Here is an 18,095-nt window from a genome sequence, read left to right on the forward strand (position 1 = left end):
CACGGCCCCCGCCTTGGGCGAAAGCCCTCGGCCATGAGACCATTCGGCAGGGTCGGTTTCCCGGTCTAGTTGCCCTGTTCGGCGGTCTGCGGCAGCAGGAAAAGCCCGTCCCGAGGGGCCACGCCAATGCGCAGGCGGCAGCCGTAGGCGGTTTCGAGAAGCCTGTCGGTCAGCACCTCTGCGGGCGCGCCAGCACCCAGCACCCGCCCCTGGTTCAGCAGCACCACCTCCTGGGCGAACATCGCGGTGAGGTTGAGATCATGCATCACCGCGACGACGCCGCCGCCGTTGCGGGCGAAGGCGCGGGCGATCTCCATGACCTGCAACTGGTGGCCGATGTCCAGCGCCGAGACGGGCTCGTCAAGGAAAAGCCAGCGTGGGCCATGGTGGCCGCGCGGGGCGTCGAGCTGGGCCAGCACGCGGGCCAGCTGCACGCGCTGCTGCTCGCCGCCCGAGAGCTCCTGGTAGTAACGTTCGGCGTAGTGGCCGAGGTCGACCTGCGCCAGCGCCTGGCGGGCCCGCGCCGCGCCGCCCGCGCCCTCGGCCCCGAGGCGTACCACCTCGAGCACGGTGAAGGGAAAGGCCAGCGAGGTCGCCTGGGCCAGCACGGCGCGGCGCTGTGCCAGCAGCCAGGGCTCGGCGCGGGTCACGTCGAGCGCGCCCATGCGGATGGTGCTGCCGGGGGCGCATTGCCCGGCGATTTCGCCGGTCAGGCAGCGCAGCAGCGTGGTCTTGCCAGAGCCATTGGGGCCGACGATGGCCGTGACCTCTCCGGGGCGCGCGGTGAAATCGACGCTGTCGAGGATCTGCTTGCCGCGCAGGCCGAGGCGGATGTTGCGGCCCGAGAGGTGCTCGTCCGCCTCCGCCGCGGCGGGCGCATGTGTCAGGGGGGCGTTCACAGGTCCAGCACTCCTCTCTGGCGCAGCAGGATCCACAGGAAGAACGGCCCGCCGAGGATGGCGGTGACGATCCCGATGGGCAGCTCTGCGGGGGCGATGACTACCCGGCTGATGATATCGGCGACAAGCAACAGCGCCGCGCCCAGCAGGGCGGCATTGGGCAGCAGCTCGCGGTGGTCGGGGCCCGAGACGAGGCGCAGCAGATGCGGCACCACGATGCCCACGAAGCCGATGCCGCCGGACATGGCGACGGCGGCGCCGGTGGCGGCGGCGACGGCGAGGATGGCCAGGTTCTTCACCCGCTGGATGCGGATGCCCAGGTGGTAGGCGGCGGCCTCTCCCAGGCTCAGCGCATTGAGCCCGCGCGCCAGCAGCGGCGCGGCGCAGAGCGCGGGCAGGATCACCGCCATGCCGGTCAGCACCTTGGGCCAGGTCGCCCCGGCGAGAGAGCCCATGCCCCAGAAGGTCAGGTCACGCAGCTGGTTGTCGTCGGCGATATAGACCATCACCCCCGAGGCCGCCCCGGTCAGCGCGCCGAGGGCGATGCCCGCCAGCAGCATCACCGCGACCGAGGTCCGCCCCGAGCGGGTCGCCACGCGGTAGAGCAGGATGGTCGAGAGCCAGCTGCCCAGGAAGGCCGCCAGCGGCACCAGGTAGAACCCGAGCGCCGTCAGCAGGCCCAGGGGCAGGAAGGCGCCCAGCACGATGGCCGTGATCGCGCCCAGGCCCGCGCCTGCGCTGACGCCGACGATGCCCGGATCGGCGAGCGGATTGCGAAACAGCCCCTGCATCAGCGCGCCCGAAACGGCCAGCGCCGCGCCCACGCCCATTCCCATCAGCGTGCGCGGCGCACGAATCTGCCAGAGCACGATGCTGTCGGACAGAGGGATCGCCTCGCCGCGCAGCACCGCCGCCAGTGACTGCCAGAGGCTGGTGCCCGCCGCGCCGACAGCAAGGCTGAGCAGCACCGTGACCAGCAGGACCCCGGCAAGCACGAGCCTCAGCTGTCGGGCGCGCCGCCGGCGGTCTCCATGTTCGAGGGCCGGCGCCTCGGGGTGGGGCAGGGCGACCATGGCTCAGCCCCCTTGGTTGAGGGCGGTGCCGCTGTCGCGCAGGGCGCGCGCCAGGTCCCGCACCGCATCCGCCGTGCGCACCGAGAAGCCCAGCATGTACATGCCGTCCATGGTGACGAAGGCCTCCGCCTGGCCCGCTGGGGTGGTGGCGATGGCCGGGTTGGCCAGCAGCATCTCGGTGGTCGAGGTATGCTCTCCGTTGCGCGACATCATCAGGATCACGTCCGGCGCGGCGCGGGTGATCGCCTCGTCGGTCAGGGTCTTGTAGCCGGGGTATTCGGACACCGCGTTCTGCGCTCCGACCATGTTGATGATCCCGTCGGCCGCGGTGCCGGTGCCCGAGGCCATGACCCGGCCGCCCTGCATCGAGATGATGAAGAGCACACGCTTGTCCATGGCCCCGGCCTGGGCCATGGCGGCATCCAGATCGGCGGCCACCTCCTCGGCCAGGGCCTCGGCCTCGGCGCTGACGCCCAGCACTTCGCCCACGCGGTGGATCTTGGCCAGGATCGCCGCGCGGTCGAAGCCCTGCGGCACTTCGCGGAAGGGGATGCCGGCGTTTTCCAGCAGTTCCACCGTCTCGGGCGGGCCGGCCCCCTCGTCGGTCAGGATCAGGTCGGGCTGCACCGAAAGCACCCCCTCGGGCGAGAGCCTGCGGATATAGCCCACGTCGGGCAGAAGCTCTGCCTCGGGCGGATAGGTCGAGGTCGTGTCGCGGGCCACCAGCCGGTGTTGCTGGCCCAGGGCGAAGACGATCTCGGTCACCCCGCCGCCGATCGAGACGATGCGGCTGGCCGGGGTCTCTGCCAGCGCGGGCGAGAGCGAGACGGGCAGCGACAGGGGCAGGGCGGCGAGGCCGGCGAGCAGGATGCGTCGGGTCAGGCTCATGCCGGGACCTCCTCGGCCAGGCGAGAGGTTTCCTCTTCGACCAGTTGCAGCCAGGCGGGGTAGTGGTCGCCCTCGGCGCTGCGCAGCCCGAAGACCTGGGCGATGAGCGCACCCTGGGCGTCGAAGAACTCGATCGAAACCGCCGGGCCGCGCCGCGAGGGCTTCTCGACCGCCCAGACCTCGGTGATATGGTCGCCGCGCAGGTGCATGTCGAAACCGGGATCGAGCACGTTCAGCCAGGGGCCCATGGTCTTGATCGGGCCGATGGGGCCCGAGAAGATCTGGATGCAGCCCGCGTTGCCGACGAAGATCATCGAGGGCGTGCCGGTCTCGGCCAGCCGGTCGAGGATACGGCCCACCGAAGCGATCTCGAGCCGGCGGGCATAGGGGGCGCCGACGATGCGATAGGCGCCGAGGCGGTTGATCTTGTGCTTGCGCATGAGGGCGGGGAACTTGTGGCTGTCGCCCATCCCGGCCCAGTCGCCGCGCAGGGCCTCGGTCACCTCGGGACGCAGGATCGGGGCCTCGACGGCGGCGCGGGGGGTGGTCTCCAGCTGTGGCGACTGGTCCTTCAGCCGCAGCGCATCGCGCAGGGCCAGCCAGCCCTCGGGCTCGGCGCCTTTCGGCAGGTAGATCTTGTGTACCGCATCGCCCGCGGCGTCGAAAACCTGGAAGGAGAGGCGCGGTCCGGCCTTGGTCTCGGCCACCACGGTGAAGCCATGCACCCAGTGACGGCGGAAGATGCGCAGGTCGATCCCGTCGCCCAGCACCAGGCCCGCGTGTTCGCCGGGACGGTAGCCGCCATAGGACCCCTCGACCTCGCTGACGATGCTCTCGTTGCGGGTCAGGGCCATCACCGGGCCCAGCGTCTCGACGCCGGGCAGCAGGTTGTCGGGGTCGGCGCTGATCCTCGTCACCTTGTCGCCATCGACACGGGCCGCCAGCAGGTCGGCCTCGGAGACCCCGAGGCTGGCGGCCAGGTCACGCGGGCGCAGGGTGCTGTCGGCCAGGGCCTGGCGGAGCTGCTCGGGGGTGGGTTTCGTCGTGTCGTTCATCCATCAACCTCTTGGAATTCCCGGAAAGGGGAGAAGGCTGGCATGGACGCAACACTGCGGAGCTGGCTCTCGTGTGATTTGTTGACAGAAATACTCGGATAGAATAGGCGGCGCAAGCCCTCCCTGCGGATCGACCCGCGGCGGGGCCTCGCGCCAGCCCCCAGGCCAGCCTTTTCCATGACATCAAGAACGAGCCCAGGGGATTACCATGCCCGCACGTCACCCCGTGCGCGCGCTGCTACTGTGCAGCGCCGCCTTCAGCCTTCCCGCTTTCGCCTTCGCCCAGGACGCGATGATCGAGCTTGCGCCGATCACGGTACAGTCCAAGCGCGAGGTGCAGACCGATACCGCCCTTGCCGAAACCATCGTCGATGCGGAGGAGATCCAGGACCGGCAGGCCGACACGATTGCCGACCTCATCGAAACCGCCCCCGGCGTGAACCTGATCAATGGTGGGACACCCACTGGTTCGGGTATCAACATCCGCGGCTTCGGGGCTTCCGGCTCCTACGGCACCGACAGCAAGGTCGGCGTCTTCGTCGGCGGAGCGTCCAAGGGCTCGGAAGAGCTCTACCGTATCGGCACCCAGCTCTACACCGACCCCAACCTGTACCGCGAAGCCAAGGTACTGCGCGGTGTCGGCGGGACGCTGGAGTATGGCTCCGGCTTCTTCGGCGGCATGATCCGGCTTGAGCCGATCCAGGCTGCGGACATGACCGACGGCGAACCCGGCTTCAAGCTGCGTCAGCTGTTGCAGTATTCCTCGAACGGGGATGGGGCCGTGTCCTCGACCACCCTTGCCTGGCAGCCCAATGACTGGATGGAGCTGCTGGCCAACTACACCTGGCGCGACACGGGCCTGCCCACCGATCCCAACGGTGCCGAGCTGACGACCGACAACTCGGTGCTGCCGTCCTGGCTGATCAACAGCCGCTTCACCTTCGGCAACAGCGGCGAGCAGCAGTTGAGCTTCCTGCTGTCCGAAACCGAAAGCGAAGAGCTGGACGTGCCCTATGATTCCTTCAGCTGGGACAACTCCATGTTCGGGAACGTGGATCGCCGCGTGAAGGACCGGACGGCGGCCCTGCGCTATGAGTATGCGTCTCCGACCTCGGACCTGCTGAACCTTCACGCCGAGTTGTCCTATTCGGATCAGGACATCAACCTCGAGGACCTGGGCGGCGGCATGTTCCCGCTGGACCTGAAGGATGCGGACTATCGCTATGAAACGACCGCGCTGCTGGTGAAGAACACCGCCAATATCCATGGCGCGCTGGCCTCGCACGAGCTGCGGACCGGGGTCGAGCTGCAGCACCGCGAGCGCTTCAACTCGAACAGCGATGCGCCCGGTGGCATCGACAAGCGCCTCTCGCTCTTCCTTGTCGACGACATCACCATGGGCGCCCTGACCCTGACGCCGCAACTGCGCGCGGAAAAGCAGTGGGTCAGCGGCACGAAGTACGGCTACGGCGAGTACGAGAACGATACCCTCATGGGCGGTGTCTCGGCGCTTTATGACCTGGGGGGTGGCTTTTCGGTTCTGGGCGGGCTGCACTACAATGAAAGCCTGCCGATCATCGACGATATCGCGGGATCCAACGCCGACGACTTCATGAACACGGTCGAAAAGGCGACGACCATCGAGGCAGGCTTTGCCTACGAGGGCGCCGACCTGCTGGCGGATGGCGATGCCCTGTCGTTCAAGCTTCTGGCCTATGACACCCACGTCTGGGACAACACCACCTACGGCATGCGTGCCGGGCCGGGAACGACCGTGCATTATGACGCGATCGACCTCTGGGGCGCCGAGATCGAGGCCAATTACTCCATGGCCAGCGGTTTCTACGTCGACGCCAATGCCAATATCGCGCGCGGCAGCTACACCCTTGGTGCAGACCGTGGCGACTTTAGCGGTGTGCCCAACGACGAGCTGCGCCTGTCCCTGGGCCGAAAGTTCGGCGACGAGCTTGATCTGTCCTGGGAAGCGGTCTTCGCCGCCGACATGGACCGTGCCAGCACGTCCTCGGATGGCTACGTCGTGCATAACCTGCGAGCCACCTACAAGCCGCAACTCGGCATGTTTGAAGGCACCGAGGTCCGCCTCGGGATCGAGAACCTGCTGGACGAAGTCTACAAGCCTCATCTCGCGCAGCGCAACGGACCCGGTCGCACGATCAAGGTGAGCCTGGCCAAGACCTTCTGATCAGGTTTTGCCCCCTGGGTGCCGCCGCGCGCACCACGGACCCCGCATGGCTCTGCCTTGCGGGGTTTCGCCTCTCCGGGGGGGGCTTGAAAGAAGGCTGAACGGGCCATTCATAATGACATGAATGTCATGTTGACATCCTTGTCACTCTGAATGACTGTCCGGTCAACATTCTGAGTCGGGAGTCGTTCATGGCGATGACAGCACGTATCCGAGGGTTGCTCCTGCTGGGCCTGGTGGCGGCGGGACCTGTCGCGGCGCAGGATGTGCCGCTGCCGGTGCATGTGGCCACCGCGACGCTCCAGGCGCCGCAAAGGGTCTTCCAGCTGACTGGCACCATCGAGGCGCTGGACCAGTATCCGGCGGGTTTCCGGGACGGTGGCCGGGTGATCTCGGTCGCGGTGGATGTGGGGGATGTGCTGCGCGCCGGTGACGAGATTGCCAGGGTCGATGCGGCCCGACGCGAGGCCAGCCTGCAGGCGGCACAGGCTGCTCTCGATGCGAACAGGGCGGCGCTGGCGCAGGCCGAACAGGCCCGCAGCCGGGCGAAGGGCCTGCTTGAGCGCGGCTCGGGCACCCAGGCCGCTCTCGACCAGGCGACCGAGGCCTTCCTGACCGCCCGCGCCGCCTGCGCCCAGGCCCGCGCCCAGCTGGCCACCGCCCGCCGCGCGGTCGAGGACACCCGCCTGACCGCCGACCGCGACGCCATCGTCATCACGCGCAGCGCCGAAACGGGGCAGGTGGTGGGCGCCGGGCAGCCCATCGTCACCCTGGCCTCGCTGGAGGGCCGCGAGGCTGTCTTCCTGACCCCGGACGATCCGCGCCTGAAAGAGGCGCTCGGCTCCGAGGTGACGATCCGCCCGCTTGGCGGGGGCGAGCGCACCACCGTTCCGGTCAGCGAAGTCTCTCCGGTGGTGTCCGGGACCGGCACCGTGACCGCCAAGGCCAGGATACCCGCTGCGGCGGCGCAGGGTTTCACCATCGGAGAGCCGGTGCTGGGCGAGCTGCGCCTCGATGACACGCCGGTGATCTCCGTGCCCTGGACCGCGCTCACCGCCAGCGCCGGGCAATCGGCGGTCTGGGTCCTGCCCGAGGGCAGGGACCGGGTGCGCCTTGTCCCGGTCGAGATCAGCGCCTTCAGCCGCGACCTGGTCGAGATCCGCTCGGGTCTTGCCGAAGGTGACCGGGTGGTGACCGAGGGGTCTCATCTGCTCTACCCCGGACGCAGCGTGACAGTGAAGGAGGGCAGGGGATGACCATGACCCGGAAGCCCTCCACCAGGACTGCCACCCGATCGGTGGCCCTTTTCCTGCCCCTGGCGCTGCTGGTGCTCTGCATCGGGCTGGCGCTGACCTTGCGCGCCGCCCATGCCGGCGGCGGCGCAGACGATCCAGCGGGCGACCCGCGCCCCGTGGTCTCGGAGCTGGTCATGGCCGATCCGACCCGCAAGCGCGCCTTCCCCGGCACCATCGAGGCCAAGCACGAGGCAGAGCTGGCCTTCCAGACCATCGGGCGCATCGCGCGGCTCGACGTGGCACCGGGAGATGTGGTCTCGAAAGGCGACGTGCTGGCGGTGCTCGACCGGGTTTCGCTGCAAGAGGACCTGCGCTCTGCAGAGGCGGCGCTGGCCTCGGCGCGGGCGGAGGCGGAATTCGCGGAAGCCAGCTATTCCCGCACCCGCGCCCTGGCGGATCGCGATATCGCCAGCCAGGCGCTGGTTGAACAGGCCGAGGCCCGGCGCAATGCGACCGCCGCCAAGGTCGCCGCCGCCGAGGCCGATCTGGATGCCGCCCGCGACGCGCTGAGCTTTGGCAGCCTGGTCGCGCCGATGGACGGGGTGGTGCTGTCGACCGCGGTCGAGGCGGGCTCGGTCGTTTCGGCGGGCACGACGGTGCTGACCCAGGCCGAGCTTTCGGGCCGCGAGGCGGTGATCGACGTGCCGACGGAATTTCTGGCCCTGCTGCCCGAGGATGCGCTCTTCGAGCTGCGCCGTCCGGGGAGCGATGCCGCGCCGATCCTCGCCCGCCTGCGGCTGATCGAACCCGTGGCCGATGACGTCCTGCGTGGCCGTCGCCTGCGCCTGGCCATCGAGGGCGACGAGACCGCCCTGCGCATCGGCTCGCTGGTCACGGCGACGCTGGCGGCCGAGAGCCTGCCGGTGATGACCCTGCCACGCTCTGCGATCACCGGCAGCGAGGCGGCGCCCATGGTCTGGCGGGTTTCGGGGGGTGGCAGCCGCAAGGTCCACCAGGTGCCGGTCACCCTGGGTGTGGCGGTCGGAGAGCGGATCGAGATCCGCAGCGGTATCGGGCTGGGCGACGAGATCATCGTCAAGGGCGCCCATTCCCTCAAGGACGGACAGACAGTCGGAGCGCGCGTCGAATGAAAACCGGTTTCAACCTCTCGGACTGGGCGCTGAACCACCGCTCCTTCGTCTGGTTCCTTATGGTCATCAGCCTGCTGGCCGGTGCCATCTCCTATACCTCGATGGGGCGCGAAGAGGACCCGAGTTTCACCATCAAGACCATGGTGATCTCTGCCGCGCTGCCCGGTGCCACCGCCGAGCAGACGGTGGTCCAGGTCACGGACCGGATCGAGAAGAAGCTGCAGGAGCTCGACAACCTCAAGAACACCCGATCGGTCACCTATCCGGGGCAGACGGTGATCTATGTCGACCTGATGGACACGGTGCGCGGCGATGCCGTCACCGATACCTGGCTGAAGATCCGCAACATGATGTCGGACCTCGAGCCGCAGATGCCCGAGGAATTCGCGGGCTTCTACTTCAACGATGATTTCGGCGATGTCTTCGGCTCTGTCTATGCCTTCACCTCGGACGGGTTCTCTCCGCGGGAGCTGGAAGAGCGGGTCGATGACATCCGCTCGGCCGTGCTGCAACTGGATGCCGCCGGCAAGGTCGAGCTGCTCGGCGTGCGCGAGCCTGTGGTGCATATAGAATTCTCGGCCGCCCGGCTCGCGGCGCTTGGGCTCGACAAGACCACGGTGATGAACACCCTGGCGGCCCAGAACGCCATCGTACCTTCGGGGTTCATCCACACCGGCGCCGAGCAGATCCTGGTGCGGGTCACCGGCCAGTTCGCCTCGGCCGAAGAGCTGGCCTATGCGCCGCTGCGCGCCGGTGAGACCTTCTTCACCCTCGCCGATGTGGCCGATATCACGCCGGGCTACGAGGACCCGCCCGCGTCGCTCTTCCGCTACAACGGGGACGAGGCCATTGCCCTGGCCGTCGGCATGCGCGCCGGAGAGAACATCCTGGACTTCGGCGAAGAGCTGCACGCCCTGATGGCGCGCATCTCAGCCGAGCTGCCGGTCGGCATCGAGATGAGCCTGGTCAACGACCAGCCCCATGTGGTCGACCATTCGATCAACCACTTCGTCCGCGCGCTGGTCGAGGCGGTGGTGATCGTGCTGGGGGTCTCCTTCCTGTCGCTCGGGGTGCGGGCGGGGCTGGTGGTCTCGCTGTCGATCCCGCTGGTGCTGGCCATCACCTTCGTCTTCCTCGACATGATGGACATCACATTGCAGCGGATCTCGCTCGGGGCGCTGATCATCGCGCTCGGCCTGCTGGTGGATGACGCCATGATCGCCATCGAGACGATGATCTCGCGGCTGGAGCTGGGAGAGAACCTGGCCAAGGCGGCCTCCTATGCCTGGACCTCGATCGCCTTCCCGATGCTGACCGGCACGCTGGTTACCGTGGCGGGCTTCATTCCCATCGGGCTGAATGCCTCGCAGGCGGGGGAATACACCCGCTCGCTCTTCTACGTCATCGCGATTTCGCTGATCGCCTCCTGGGTGGTGGCGGTGCTCTTCGCGCCGGTGCTGGGGGCAACCTTCCTGCCGCGCAAGATGAAGCATGAAGCCCATCGGACCGGGCGCATCCGCCGCGGCTTCCACGTGGTGCTGCGCGCTGCCATGCGCTTCAAGTGGGTCACCATCGCGGCCACCTTCCTGACCTTCGCCGTTTCGGTGGTGGGGCTGGGCATGGTCGAGCAGCAGTTCTTCCCCACCTCCGACCGCAACGAGATCCTGGTCGATGTCACCCTGCGCCAGAACGCCGATTTCGACGCCACCGACCAGGAGATCGCGGTCTTCGAGGACTGGCTGGCCGAGCAGGAAGAGGCGCAGTACTTCGCCACCTACGTCGGCCAGGGCGCGCCGCGCTTCGTGCTGACGCTGGATGCGCTGACCGCCACGCCGAACATCGGCCAGGTCATGATCATGACCGCAGACAACGCCAGCCGCGACGCGCTCAAGGCCAAGATCCAGGCCTTCGACCGCACCCGCACCGTGGCCGAGTACTTCCCCAAGTACCTCGAGCTCGGCCCGCCGGTCGGCAAGCCGGTGCAATACCGCGTCTCGGGTCCCGACTTTGAAGAGCTGCGCGACCATGCGCGCGAGCTGGCGGCGGTGATCTCGTCTGATCCCCGGCTCAGCGCGATCACGCTGGACTGGAACGAGCCCGCGCGGGTGGTCCGCGTAGTGCTGGACCAGGCGCGGCTGCGTCAGCTTGGGCTGACCCAGCAGGACGTGGCGCAGGCGCTCTATTCGCTCTTCGAGGGCGCGCCGGTCACCGATCTGCGCAGCGGCTCGAAGCTGATCTCGGTGCTGGCGCGCGGGGTCGAGGCCGACCGTACCACTCTCGAGGCGCTCGAGAACCTGCAGTTCGGCAATGCCAATGGCACGCCCATTCCGCTCTCTGCCTTCGCGCGGCTGGAGTGGGGCACCGAGCAGCCGGTCATCCACCAGCGCGACCGGGTGCCGACGATCACGGTCAAGGCGGCGATCCTCACCGCGGATCAGCCCGATACCGTGGTCTCGGATCTCGCCGGGGCGGTAGAGGACTTCCGCGCCTCGCTGCCTGCGACCTACAGCGTCGAGGTCGGCGGCTCGGTGGAAAGCTCTGCCGAGAGCCAGGCCCCCATCCTTGCCGTGATGCCCATCATGGTGCTGATCATGCTGACCCTGGTCATGGTGCAGATGCAGAGCTTCCGGCTGATGTTCGTGGTGCTCGCGGTGGCGCCGCTTGGCCTGATCGGCGTGGTGGCGGCGCTGCTGCCCGCCGGCGCCCCCCTGGGCTTCGTGGCGATCCTCGGGGTGCTGGCCCTGATCGGCATCCTGATCCGCAACTCGATCATCCTCTTCCAAGAAGTGAAGGACCTGCTGGCGCGCGGCCGCAGCCGCTGGGATGCGGTCTTCGAGGCCTCGGACAGCCGGGCCCGCCCGATCCTGCTGACCGCCGCCGCGGCCTCGCTGGCGCTGATCCCGATCTCACGTCAGGTCTTTTGGGGGCCGATGGCCTATGCAATGATGGGCGGTATCATTGCCGGCACGCTGATCACCCTGCTCTTCGCTCCGGCGCTCTATTGTGCAGTCTTCGGTGTGAAGCGGCCGCACTCGGGAGACGGAGAACCGGCTTGAGCCAGGACCATCGCAGCAAGGTCGCCGCCGAAAGGCGCGAGAAGATGCGCCGCCGCCTCGTCGAGGCGGCGGTGATGGTCTTTGCCGCCAAGCCCCAGGGGGACGTGGTGATCGAGGACGTGGTGGCCCGCGCCGAGGTCTCCCGCGGGACCTTCTACAAGTATTTCGACAGTCTCGACGAGTTGCTGGTCACGGTGAAGATGGCCATCGGCCACGAGGTGCTGGAGCATCTCGCCGCAAGGGGCCCGGTCTCGACCGACCCGGCCGAGGCGCTGGCCTATGACATCAAGTCCTTCATCCTCACCGTGCGCCGCTATCGCACCATCGGGCGCTTCTCGGCCAGCCTGGGGCTGGGACCGGGCGAGCTGATCATCGACATGGTGCCGGACTACATGACCTGGGGCGTCTCCAAGGGCCGCTTCTGCGATACGCCCTGCTGGCTTTTCGGCACCGTGCTGAAGGCCGGGGTGATCTCGGTGATGCTGCGCATCATGTCCGGAGAGGGCGAGGCCGAGGACAGCAACGAGGCGGTGGCGCTGATCCTGCGCAGCCTCGGCATCCCGCCCGACGAGGCGCAGCGCCTTTCGGCCACGCCGGGGCAGGAGCTGGAGGCGCCGCCGGGCACGCTCATCGCGCGGGTCGACGAAATCCGCCGTTCCCAGGGGGAAGTGGCCCACTGAAGCGGGCCTGTGATTTCGGTTTCTGAATTGGGCTTGCCGGTTTCGGATGCAGCCGCGCGGGGCCAGGTGACGCACAGGGCAGCTATGCAGTTCAGTTTGTTCATTTTGTATTGAACGGAAGCGACCGGCGTGGCAGGAGGCCGCCATGAGCGAGTCACCGATAGAAGATTTCATCCAGACGATGGGCCTGATGTGGAGCGCCGACGGCGGCCCCCGCATCGCCGGTCAGATCATGGGCTACCTGCTGCTCGAAGGAGAGCCGCGCACCCTGGCGCAGATGTGCGATGCCCTGCAGATCTCCAAGGGGTCGGCCTCGACCAATGCGCGCCTGCTGGAGGCCAAGGGCCTTGCCCGGCGGGTGCATCCGGTCGGCTCGCGGCAGGATGCCTTCCTGGCCGTACCCCATCCCGGCCCTTCGATGCTGAAGACCGTGGCCCTGCGGCTGCGGCGACAGGCGGACGAGATATCAAGGATCAGCGCGCAGTTCCCCGAAGACGAGGGCGCGGCGCAGCAAAGGGTCGTGGATTTCGCGGAATTCTACCGCAAATCCGCGGACTTCATGGACGAGTGGACCGCCCGGATCGAAAGCGATCGCGGCGACGATCCCAAGGAGAACTGACGATGGCGAAGAAGGACAAGGCAGCGAAGGCGGGCAAGCCCGCGGACGCCGCGCCGACCGAGGCCACACAGGCCGCTGCCGTGCAACCCGAGGACAAGAGCTCTGTCACGACGACGGACAAGACGAAAGACAGCCCCATGTCGCAGAAAGATCCCTCCAAACCCGATTGGGCGCTGAGCCGCCGCGAGCGCAAGGCCAAGGCCCGCGCCGAGGCAGGCCTGCCGCCGAAGAAGAAGCGCGGCTGGATCATCGCCCTGATCCTGGTGCTGCTGCTGCTGGGTGGCGGCTGGTGGTATCAGAATGGCGGCGCCGAGGTGCTGGCCGCGATGCAGTCGGACGAGGCAGAGGCCGGCGATGAAGCCGCCGCCGTTGCGCCAGAGCCCGAGGCAGAGGCCGCGCAGGACGCGGTCTCCGATCAGGCCATGCAGATCCTTCCGAGCGAGCTGACCGAGATCGAGACGATGCGCCTGCGCGAAACCGTGAAGGCCACCGGCGCGCTCTCGCCCTCGCAACAGGCCGCGATCTCGGCCGAGGTCTCGGCGCGGGTGACCGAGGTGCAGGTGCGCCCCGGTGATCGTGTCGAGGAAGGCGCGCTGCTGGCGCAACTCGATATCGAGGGTCTGACCAACCAACTGGAACAGCAACGGGCCTCTGCCGAGGCCACCCGCGCGCAGCTGCGCCTGGCCGAGACCCAGCTTGAGCGGACCCGCTCCCTGCTGGGCCGTGGCCTGACGCCCGAGTCGCAGCTGGACGCCGGTCAGGCCAATGTCGACCAGCTTGCCGCCAGCCTGGCCGCGCAGGAGAAGGGCGTGGCCAATGCCGAAGAGAACCTGGCCCATGCCCGCATCACCGCGCCCTTCACCGGCGTCGTGTCCTCGCGCTCGGTCGATCCGGGCTCCTATGTTTCCGTAGGCTCTCCGCTGGTGGCGCTGGTCGATCTGACCGTGCTGGAGTTCGAGGCCGCCGTGCCCGTGCGCTACACCCCGCGCCTCGCCGCGGGCCAGAAGGTCGAGCTGACGGTGGAAGGTGTGGGCGACCACGGTTTCACCGGCACGGTCGACCGCATCGCCCCGGTGGCGATCGAGGGTACGCGTATGCTGCCGGTATATGTCTCCATCGAGAACCCCGACGGGCTGCTGCGCGGTGGCATGTTCGCCGCCGGTCGCGTCGTGCTGGAAGAGACCGCCGAGGCCATCGGCATTCCTGCCGATGCGCTGCGTGAAGACGATGCGGGCACCTTCGTGCTCAAGCGCCAGGGCGACCTTGTGGTCCGCCAGGGTGTCGAGGTCGCACGCAGCTGGGAAGGCGGCCGCATGGTCGAGATCGCCTCGGGTCTGGAGCTTGGCGACGTGATCGTCTCGCAGCCCCTCGATCAGCTGCGTCCCGATACGCAGATCCTTGTTGTCGGAGAGTAACTGATGTTCCTGACCCGCATTTCCGTCGGTCAGCCGGTCTTTGCCACCATGGTCATGGTGGCAATGCTGGTGATCGGCCTCTTCTCCTACCAGCGGCTGCCGGTCGAGCAGCTGCCCGACGTGGATTTCCCTGTCGTCGCCGTGGTCACCGCCTATCCGGGCGCCACGCCCGAGGCGGTGGAGAACGACATCATCAAGCCCATCGAGGACGCGGTTTCGACCATCTCGGGGCTGGATTCCATCGAATCCACGGCCCAGACCAGCGCCTCCTTCGTGCTGATGATCTTCGAGCTGGAAGTCGACAGCGCCACCGCCGCGCAGGAGGTCCGCGACAAGCTGGCCCAGATCCAGGGCGATTTCCCCGAGGCTGCCAATGAACCGCAGATCCTGCGCTTCGACCCGAACGAGCTGCCGGTGCTCTCCATCGGCATTTCCTCCGAGGAGATCTCTCAGGGCAGCCTGACCCGCTTGGCCGATGACGTGATCGCCACCCGGCTGGCCAATATCTCGGGCGTGGGCCGGGCCTCGGTCGTGGGCGGCCTGCCGCAAGAGGTGCAGGTGCGTATCGACCCCGACCGCCAGGCCGCACTTGGCCTTGGCGTCTCGGAGGTGGTCGCGGCGCTGCAGTCGGACAACTCCGACCTGCCCGCGGGCCAGATCACCCAGGGAGATTCGGCGCAGTCGGTGCAGGTGCAGGGCCGTATCCCCGGCCTGCGCGACTTCGAGGATGTCATCGTCGCCCGTCGCGGCGGCCAGCCCGTGCGCCTCGGCGACGTGGCCGACATCCGCCTCTCGCTGGCCGAGGAAGAAAGCCTGGCCATGCTCGACGGCAAGCGCGCGCTGGCAGTGGACGTGGTGAAGACCCAGGGCTCCAACACGGTGGCCGTGGCCGAAGCCGTGCGCCACGAGATCGAGAAGATGTCCGCCGAGAGCCAGTTCGACGGCGTCAAGCTGGAGGTCATCCGCGACAACGCCAAGCCGGTGGAAGAGAGCTTCCACTCGGTCCAGTCGATGATGATCGAGGGCGCGCTGCTGGCCACGGCCATCGTCTTCCTGTTCCTCAACTCATGGCGCTCGACGGTGATCACCGGCCTGACCCTGCCGATCTCGATCATCGGCACCATGGCGGTGATCTACTTCCTGGGCTTCACGCTGAACATGATGTCGATGATGGCGCTCAGCCTCGCGGTCGGCATCCTGATCGACGATGCCATCGTGGTGCGCGAAAACATCATGCGGCACCTGCACATGGGCAAGAGCCACGTGCAGGCGGCGCTGGATGGCACCAACGAGATCGGCCTGGCCGTGCTGGCCACCACCCTTTCCATCGTCGCGGTCTTTCTGCCCGTGGCCTTCATGGAGGGCATCCTCGGCCGCTTCTTCCTGCAGTTCGGGGTGACCGTCTCTGTCGCGGTGCTGATCTCGCTCTTCGTTTCGTTCACGCTGGACCCGATGATGTCCTCGGTCTGGTATGACCCTTCGGCGGACCCCAACGTGAAGCGCGGCTTCATCGGCCGCATGATCGGCAAGTTCGAGCACTTCTTTGAATGGGTGGGGCGCCGCTACGCGGCGCTGCTGCGGATCTGCCTGCGCTGGCGCAAGATGACCCTGCTGGCGGCCCTTCTGGCCTTCGTGGGTGGCCTGATGACCTTCCCCATGGTCGGCGCGGAATTCGTGCCGCCGGCGGATAACTCCGAGATCCAGATCGAGCTCACCACCCCGGTGGGATCGACCATCGAGCGGACCTCGGAGAAGATCACCCAGGTCGACCAGGTCCTGCGCGAGACCTTCCCCGAGATCATCGCCACCTATGCGACGATCAACTCGGGCACCACCTCGGGCAGCAACGTGGCGACGATCTACGCCAAGATGACCCCGCCGCTGGAGCGCGAGCGCACGCCCGAGCAGATCAGCGGCCCGGTGCGCGATGCGCTGAAGTCCATTCCGGGTGCCAAGTACAATGTCGCCTCGGATCCGGGGCTGGGCGGGGTCTCGGCACCGATCCAGGTGAAGATCTTCGGCGACAACCTTGATGTGCTGGCGCGCCTGGCCGACGAGCTGCGCGTGTCGATGCAGGAGGTCGAGGGGCTGGTGGACGTGCGCACGTCGCTGGACGATCCGCAGCCCACCGTGGGTATCAAGATCGACCGCGATGCGGCTTCGGACCTCGGGGTGTCGCTGGGCCAGGTGGCCGGCGCGCTGAACCCGATGCTGGGGGGCTCTACCGTGTCGGAATGGACCGATACCCAGGGCCGTTCGGTCGACGTGATCGTGCGTCTGCCCGAGAGCTTCCGCGATGACATCACCGCGCTCGGCTCGCTGCCCATCACCACTTCCTCGGACGGCACCGGGGTCATCCGTCTCGACCAGCTGGCCGAGATCTCGATGACCGAGGGACCCGGCGAGATCAACCGCGAGGGCCGTCAGCGCTCTGTCCGCGTCACGGCAAACCTCGATGACGTGAAGGTGGGCGAGGTCACCCCCGCCATCCAGGCCAAGATCGACGCCCTGCCGACGCCTCCGGGCTATCGCGCCACCATGGGCGGCGACGCCGAGGATATCGCCGAGACCGCCGCTGCGGCGGGTGCGGCGCTGCTGCTGGCGGTGATCTTCATCTACCTGGTGCTGGCCTCGCAGTTCGGCTCATTCCTGCAACCGCTGGCCATCATGTCCTCGCTGCCGCTGGCACTGATCGGCGTGATGCTGGGCCTGCTGGTCGGAGGATCGACGCTGAACATGTTCTCGATCATCGGTTTCATCATGCTGATGGGTCTGGTGGTGAAGAACGCGATCCTGCTGGTCGACAATGCCAACCAGCGCGTGCGGGAGGGGCATCACCTCTTCGATGCGCTGGTCGAGGCGGGCTCGACCCGGTTCCGGCCCATCGTGATGACCACCCTGGCGATGATCTTCGGCATGCTGCCGCTGGCTCTGAACCTGCATGGTGGTTCGGGTCAGAACGCGCCCATGGCCCATGCGGTGATCGGCGGCCTGATCTCCTCGTCGTTGCTGACGCTGGTGGTGGTGCCGGTGATCCTGACCTACATGGACAGCTTCGGACGGCGGGTGTCGCGGCTTTTCCCCAAGGCCCCGGATCACGCCTGAATTAGAGATACGTATATTACGTATGTGGTATTAAATTTCGGGGCGTCGCCATTGTGGCGGCGCCCCGAAGTGCATTACGGCTATTGGAAAATCAAATTGCAGGGATGGTTCTCGAATGGGTCATCGTCTAGTAGAGTCTGATTCACGATGAATGGGAGGCGTATCTAATTTAGATAGTGATTTCAGATTATTCTCCTTAAGGGTGTATTTCTATTTTTGCTGTTTAAATTATTGAGTCTTCTCTTTTAATACGTGTCGGGCGGTCGGGACGCCGCCTGGGTAGAAAATCCGGTGCAGCGAAATCGAAAGGTTATTGTCCTTTCCTGTTCCGGATCATGTTGGGGAAATGGCAATGAAAGATAACGATTTCGGCGGCGGAGCGCGGGGACGTGACTATCCCTCTTCCATGGACGCCAAAGGGGCCGGTGGCAGAGGCAGCGGACGCAGGCTGCGGTCGGGCAGCGGGTTCGTCATCGCCCTGATCGCGGGCGGTGTCAGCCTGCTATTGGCGGCAGGGGCCTATCTCGCGGGTCTTGGACTTGGAGCGGCCATCGTGATCTATCTGCTCGGCTCTCCGTTGCTGGCTCTGGGCCTCGGTCTGCTGCTGCTACGTCCGCGCGAGGACGAAAATAGCGGCGCGAAGGTGTCCGAGCCGCAGCGTTGCCCAAGGATGCTCCTGCTCTGAGCGAGGGGGGCTTTCCCACAGGCCCTGCGCT

At 67.2% G+C, this 18,095-nt stretch carries 13 protein-coding genes; 9 read left to right on the forward strand and 4 right to left on the reverse strand.

From position 1 onward, the window contains the following. Positions 1 to 65 precede the first annotated feature (65 nt). From CRO50_RS06905 to CRO50_RS06920, 4 genes are read right to left on the reverse strand one after another with little or no spacing between them, the layout of a single operon-like run. On the reverse strand, positions 66 to 899 hold the full coding sequence (locus CRO50_RS06905; protein WP_269778110.1) for a heme ABC transporter ATP-binding protein: 834 nt from the start codon (positions 897 to 899) through the stop codon (positions 66 to 68). Next, entirely contained in the window at positions 896 to 1,972 is a 1,077-nt protein-coding gene (locus CRO50_RS06910; RefSeq protein WP_097145141.1) for a FecCD family ABC transporter permease, read from the reverse strand. Before CRO50_RS06910 ends, CRO50_RS06905 begins: the two co-directional genes overlap by 4 nt. A gap of 3 nt (positions 1,973 to 1,975) precedes the next feature. After that, positions 1,976 to 2,860 (reverse strand): heme/hemin ABC transporter substrate-binding protein, encoded by an 885-nt coding sequence (locus CRO50_RS06915; RefSeq protein WP_097145142.1) that lies wholly within the window; start codon positions 2,858 to 2,860, stop codon positions 1,976 to 1,978. Next, positions 2,857 to 3,915 carry a hemin-degrading factor gene (locus CRO50_RS06920; protein WP_097145143.1) on the reverse strand — a complete coding sequence of 353 codons (1,059 nt, stop codon included), beginning with the start codon at positions 3,913 to 3,915 and terminating at the stop codon, positions 2,857 to 2,859. Before CRO50_RS06920 ends, CRO50_RS06915 begins: the two co-directional genes overlap by 4 nt. Positions 3,916 to 4,123: 208 nt before the next feature. On the opposite strand from CRO50_RS06920, the gene CRO50_RS06925 reads away from it, so the two are divergent. The 9 genes from CRO50_RS06925 (at position 4,124) to CRO50_RS06965 (ending at position 18,064) form a co-directional block, all read left to right on the forward strand. After that, on the forward strand, positions 4,124 to 6,118 hold the full coding sequence (locus CRO50_RS06925; RefSeq protein WP_097145144.1) for a TonB-dependent receptor plug domain-containing protein: 1,995 nt from the start codon (positions 4,124 to 4,126) through the stop codon (positions 6,116 to 6,118). Between the two features lie 191 nt (positions 6,119 to 6,309). Next, entirely contained in the window at positions 6,310 to 7,374 is a 1,065-nt protein-coding gene (locus tag CRO50_RS06930; RefSeq protein ID WP_097145145.1) for an efflux RND transporter periplasmic adaptor subunit, read from the forward strand. Between the two features lie 2 nt (positions 7,375 to 7,376). Continuing rightward, on the forward strand, positions 7,377 to 8,504 hold the full coding sequence (locus tag CRO50_RS06935; protein ID WP_218844980.1) for an efflux RND transporter periplasmic adaptor subunit: 1,128 nt from the start codon (positions 7,377 to 7,379) through the stop codon (positions 8,502 to 8,504). Beyond that, on the forward strand, positions 8,501 to 11,560 hold the full coding sequence (locus CRO50_RS06940; RefSeq protein ID WP_097145147.1) for an efflux RND transporter permease subunit: 3,060 nt from the start codon (positions 8,501 to 8,503) through the stop codon (positions 11,558 to 11,560). Before CRO50_RS06935 ends, CRO50_RS06940 begins: the two co-directional genes overlap by 4 nt. Beyond that, the gene (locus CRO50_RS06945) at positions 11,557 to 12,240 is read left to right on the forward strand and encodes a TetR/AcrR family transcriptional regulator (RefSeq protein WP_097145148.1); all 684 of its coding nucleotides are present in this window, start codon (positions 11,557 to 11,559) and stop codon (positions 12,238 to 12,240) included. Before CRO50_RS06940 ends, CRO50_RS06945 begins: the two co-directional genes overlap by 4 nt. Positions 12,241 to 12,385: 145 nt before the next feature. Beyond that, a complete protein-coding gene (locus tag CRO50_RS06950) occupies positions 12,386 to 12,859 on the forward strand; it encodes a GbsR/MarR family transcriptional regulator (protein ID WP_097145149.1) in 474 nt (157 codons plus the stop codon). Positions 12,860 to 12,861: 2 nt separating this feature from the next. Next, a complete protein-coding gene (locus CRO50_RS06955; protein ID WP_097145150.1) occupies positions 12,862 to 14,274 on the forward strand; it encodes an efflux RND transporter periplasmic adaptor subunit in 1,413 nt (470 codons plus the stop codon). Positions 14,275 to 14,277: 3 nt separating this feature from the next. Further along, complete coding sequence (locus CRO50_RS06960) at positions 14,278 to 17,379, forward strand: efflux RND transporter permease subunit (protein WP_097145151.1); 3,102 nt, start codon at positions 14,278 to 14,280, stop codon at positions 17,377 to 17,379. 352 nt (positions 17,380 to 17,731) lie between these two features. Further along, positions 17,732 to 18,064: a hypothetical protein gene (locus tag CRO50_RS06965; RefSeq protein WP_097145152.1), complete on the forward strand. Its 333-nt coding sequence runs from the start codon at positions 17,732 to 17,734 to the stop codon at positions 18,062 to 18,064. Positions 18,065 to 18,095: the final 31 nt, after the last annotated feature.

The sequence above is a fragment of the Pseudooceanicola antarcticus genome, from assembly GCF_900215355.1.
Classification (GTDB): domain Bacteria; phylum Pseudomonadota; class Alphaproteobacteria; order Rhodobacterales; family Rhodobacteraceae; genus Pseudooceanicola; species Pseudooceanicola antarcticus.

Excerpts from the sequence above, each read along its gene's own strand:
- CRO50_RS06955 (WP_097145150.1), top strand. The coding sequence starts at position 12,862 with ATGGCGAAGAAGGACAAGGCAGCGAAGGCGGGCAAGCCCGCGGACGCC.
- CRO50_RS06920 (WP_097145143.1), bottom strand. The coding sequence starts at position 3,915 with ATGAACGACACGACGAAACCCACCCCCGAGCAGCTCCGCCAGGCCCTG.
- CRO50_RS06965 (WP_097145152.1), top strand. The coding sequence starts at position 17,732 with ATGAAAGATAACGATTTCGGCGGCGGAGCGCGGGGACGTGACTATCCC.
- CRO50_RS06915 (WP_097145142.1), bottom strand. The coding sequence starts at position 2,860 with ATGAGCCTGACCCGACGCATCCTGCTCGCCGGCCTCGCCGCCCTGCCC.
- CRO50_RS06930 (WP_097145145.1), top strand. The coding sequence starts at position 6,310 with ATGGCGATGACAGCACGTATCCGAGGGTTGCTCCTGCTGGGCCTGGTG.
- CRO50_RS06940 (WP_097145147.1), top strand. The coding sequence starts at position 8,501 with ATGAAAACCGGTTTCAACCTCTCGGACTGGGCGCTGAACCACCGCTCC.
- CRO50_RS06925 (WP_097145144.1), top strand. The coding sequence starts at position 4,124 with ATGCCCGCACGTCACCCCGTGCGCGCGCTGCTACTGTGCAGCGCCGCC.
- CRO50_RS06950 (WP_097145149.1), top strand. The coding sequence starts at position 12,386 with ATGAGCGAGTCACCGATAGAAGATTTCATCCAGACGATGGGCCTGATG.
- CRO50_RS06910 (WP_097145141.1), bottom strand. The coding sequence starts at position 1,972 with ATGGTCGCCCTGCCCCACCCCGAGGCGCCGGCCCTCGAACATGGAGAC.
- CRO50_RS06960 (WP_097145151.1), top strand. The coding sequence starts at position 14,278 with ATGTTCCTGACCCGCATTTCCGTCGGTCAGCCGGTCTTTGCCACCATG.
- CRO50_RS06935 (WP_218844980.1), top strand. The coding sequence starts at position 7,377 with ATGACCCGGAAGCCCTCCACCAGGACTGCCACCCGATCGGTGGCCCTT.